The organism is Micromonospora sp. M42 (assembly GCF_000568915.1).
Taxonomy (GTDB): Bacteria; Actinomycetota; Actinomycetes; order Mycobacteriales; family Micromonosporaceae; genus Micromonospora; species Micromonospora chalcea.
This window is the reverse complement of sequence record NZ_KK037233.1, coordinates 4724-8135: the sequence shown is the minus strand read 5'-3', so window position 1 is coordinate 8135 and position 3412 is coordinate 4724. Positions and strand designations below refer to the sequence as shown.

Annotated in this window: 1 pseudogene; it reads right to left on the bottom strand. The window is 74.4% G+C overall.

The window, feature by feature from the left end:
- Nucleotides 1-3412 (bottom strand): annotated as a pseudogene (locus MCBG_RS00010) (beta-ketoacyl synthase N-terminal-like domain-containing protein); the annotation flags it as partial.

Here is a 3412-nt window from a genome sequence, read left to right as displayed (position 1 = left end):
CTCGCCGTCGCCGCGCCACACCCGGCGCAGCCCCCGGAAGGAGGGGCCGTAGCCGAGGCCGCCCTCGGCCGTCTGCACGTACCAGGCGTCCAGGTCGGCGTCGACCTCGACGGCGTCGGCCGGCGGCCACTGCCCCGGTACGGCGGTCGGGGCGGGCGGCTGCGGCAGCAGGAGTCCCTCGGCGTGCCGGGTCCACTCGGCGTCGGCGTCCTCTTCGGGGCGGGAGTGCACGGTGACGCTCCGCTCGCCGGTGTCGGCGGGCGGGCCCACTCGTACCTGCACCTGCACCGCGCCGGTCGCGGGGAGCACCAGCGGGTTGATCAGCGTCAGGTCGCCCACCTGGCCGGCGTCGACCTCGTCGCCGGCCCGGACCACCATGTCGACGACGCCGGTGCCGGGGACGATCACCGCCCCGCCGACGGCGTGGTCGGCCAGCCACGGGTGGGTACGCACCGACAGCCGCCCGGTCAGCACCACCGCCCGGTCGTCGGCGACGGGTACGGCCGCGCTGAGCAGCGGGTGCCCGGTGTCCTGGAGGCCGGCCGAGCCGACGTCGCGTACGCGGTGCGCGGGCGCGTCCAGCCAGTAGCGTCCCCGTTCGAAGGCGTAGGTGGGCAGTGCCACCACGTCGGTCTCGGCGAGGACGGCCGTCAGGTCGACGGGCAGGCCGATCGCGTGGGCGGTGGCGAGGTTGGTCAGCAGCCGCGTCGGGTCGTCGTCACCGCGCCGCAGGCTGCCCAGCGTGTGCCCGGTGACGCCGGCATCGTCCAGGATCGCCGTCACCGGCATCGTCAGCACCGGGTGGGGGCTGATCTCGATGAACGTGGTGTGCCCGGCGGCGACAGCGACGCGCACGGCGGCGTCGAACTGCACGGTCTGCCGCAGGTTGTCGTACCAGTAGTCCGCCGACATCGAGGACGGGTCCACCCAGTCCCCCGTCAACGTCGAGACGAGCCGAGTGTGCCCCGGCTGCGGGCTCACGTCGGCCAGGTCCGCGCGCAACCGCTCCGCGACGTCCTGCACCGCCACGGAGTGCGACGCGTAGTCCACCGGAATCAACCGCGCCCGCACCCCGTCGGCCTGACACGCCTCCACCAGATCCGCAACCGGCTGCGGCGGACCCGACACCACCACCGTCGACGGACCGTTCACCGCCGCCACCCCGACACCCGGGAACGCCGGCAGCCGCTCGGCCACCGCCTCCGCCGACAGGTCCACCGACGCCATCGTCCCGGTACCCCGCAGCACCGTCAGCGCCCGCGACCGCAACGCCACCGCCTTCGCCGCGTCCTCCAGGGAGAGAATCCCCGCCACACACGCCGCGCCGATCTCGCCCTGCGAGTGACCGACCACCGCCGCCGGGGTGACCCCGGCGTGCTGCCACACCGCCGCCAGGGCCATACCCACGGCCCACAGCACCGGCTGCACGACCTCGACCCGCGCCAGCCACGACTCGTCGTCACCGGTCAACACCGCAACGAGGTCCACATCGAGGTACGGCGCCAACGCCCGCTGACACTCCGCCAACCGCGCGTCGAACACCGGCGCACGACCCACCAGACCCGCCGCCATCCGCGCCGACTGCGCACCCTGACCCGGGAACACGAACACCGCACCCGCGCCATGCGACAGAGCCGCCGCCGCGACCACGTTGCCGGCCGGCGACCCAGACGCCAGAGCGTCCAGCCCCGCCAGCAACTCCTCCACGCTCGACCCGACCACGACCGCCCGCTGGTCGAACACCGACCTGGTAACAGCGAGAGACCAGCCCACCGCCGCCGCGTCCACCTCGCCGTGCTCGCGCACGTACTCCGCCAGGCGAGCCGCCTGGCCGGTCAGGGCGCCCTTCGAACGTCCCGACAGCGGCCACACCACGACGTCGGAGGCAACGAGCCCGGGGCCCTGCTCGGCCGGAGCGGCAGCCACGGCCTGCGGCTCGTCGGCCTGTTCGATGATCACGTGGGCGTTGGTGCCGGACATGCCGAACGACGACACCGCCGCCCGGCGCGGCCGGTCCACCACCGGCCAGGGCCGCGACTGCGTGGCCAGTTCCACCGCGCCGGAGGTCCAGTCGATGTGCGGCGACGGCTCGTCCACGTGCAACGTCGCCGGTACCACGCCCTCCCGCATCGCCAGCACCATCTTGATCACACCGGCGACGCCCGAGGCGGCCTGCGTGTGGCCGATGTTGGACTTGATCGAGCCGAGCAGCAGCGGCTCGCCGCCCTCGCGGTCCTGGCCGTAGGTCGCCAGCAGGGCCTGCGCCTCGATCGGGTCACCGAGCGTCGTGCCCGTGCCGTGCGCCTCGACCACGTCGACATCCGCGCTGCCCAGCCGGGCGCCCGCGAGGGCCTGGCGGATCACCCGCTGCTGCGACGGGCCGTTCGGGGCGGTCAGCCCGTTCGAGGCGCCGTCCTGGTTGACCGCCGACCCACGCACCACCGCCAGGACCCGGTGCCCGTTGCGCCGCGCGTCCGACAGCCGCTCCACCAGCAGCACGCCCACACCCTCGCCCCAGCCCGTGCCGTCCGCACCCGCCGCGAACGCCTTGCACCGGCCGTCGGCCGCCAGGCCCCGCTGCCGGGAGAACTCGAAGAAGGTGCCGGGGGGTGGCCATGACCGTGACGCCACCGGCGAGGGCGAGGTCGCACTCGCCACGCCGCAGCGCCTGCACCGCCAGGTGCAACGCCACAAGCGACGACGAACACGCCGTGTCCACCGACACCGCCGGCCCCTCCAACCCCAACGCGTACGCCACCCGGCCCGACACCACACTGGCGGCGTTGCCCGTGGCCCCGAACCCTTCGGCCTGCTCCCCCGCAGCCATCAGCAGGGCCCCATAGTCCTGACCATTCGTGCCCACGAACACCCCTGTTCGCGAACCCCGCAGAACCCCAGGCGCAACCCCTGCCCGCTCGACCGCCTCCCACGAAACCTCCAGCAACAACCGCTGCTGCGGATCCATCGCCGCCGCCTCGCGCGGCGAGATCCCGAAGAAACCGGGATCGAACTCGCCCGCCCCGTGCAGGAAGCCGCCCTTGTCGGCGTACGTGGTGCCGGGGTTGGCCGGGTCGGGGTCGTAGAGCCGGTCGAGGTCCCAGCCCCGGTCGGTCGGGAAGTCGCCGATCGCGTCGACGCCGTCGGCGACGAGGCGCCACAGCCGTTCGGGGCCGTCGACGCCGCCGGGGTAGCGGCAGGCCATGGCGACGATGGCCACCGGCTCGTCGTCGCCCACGGCGGCCGGGACGTCGACGGGAGCCGCCCCGGCGTCGGCGCCGAAGAGGCCGGCGAGCAGGAAGCGGGCCAGCACCACCGGGGTGGGGTGGTCGAAGACCAGTGTGGTGGGCAGCGCCTGCCCGGTGGCGGCGACGAGCCGGTTGCGCAGCTCCACGGCGGTCAGCGAGTCGAAGCC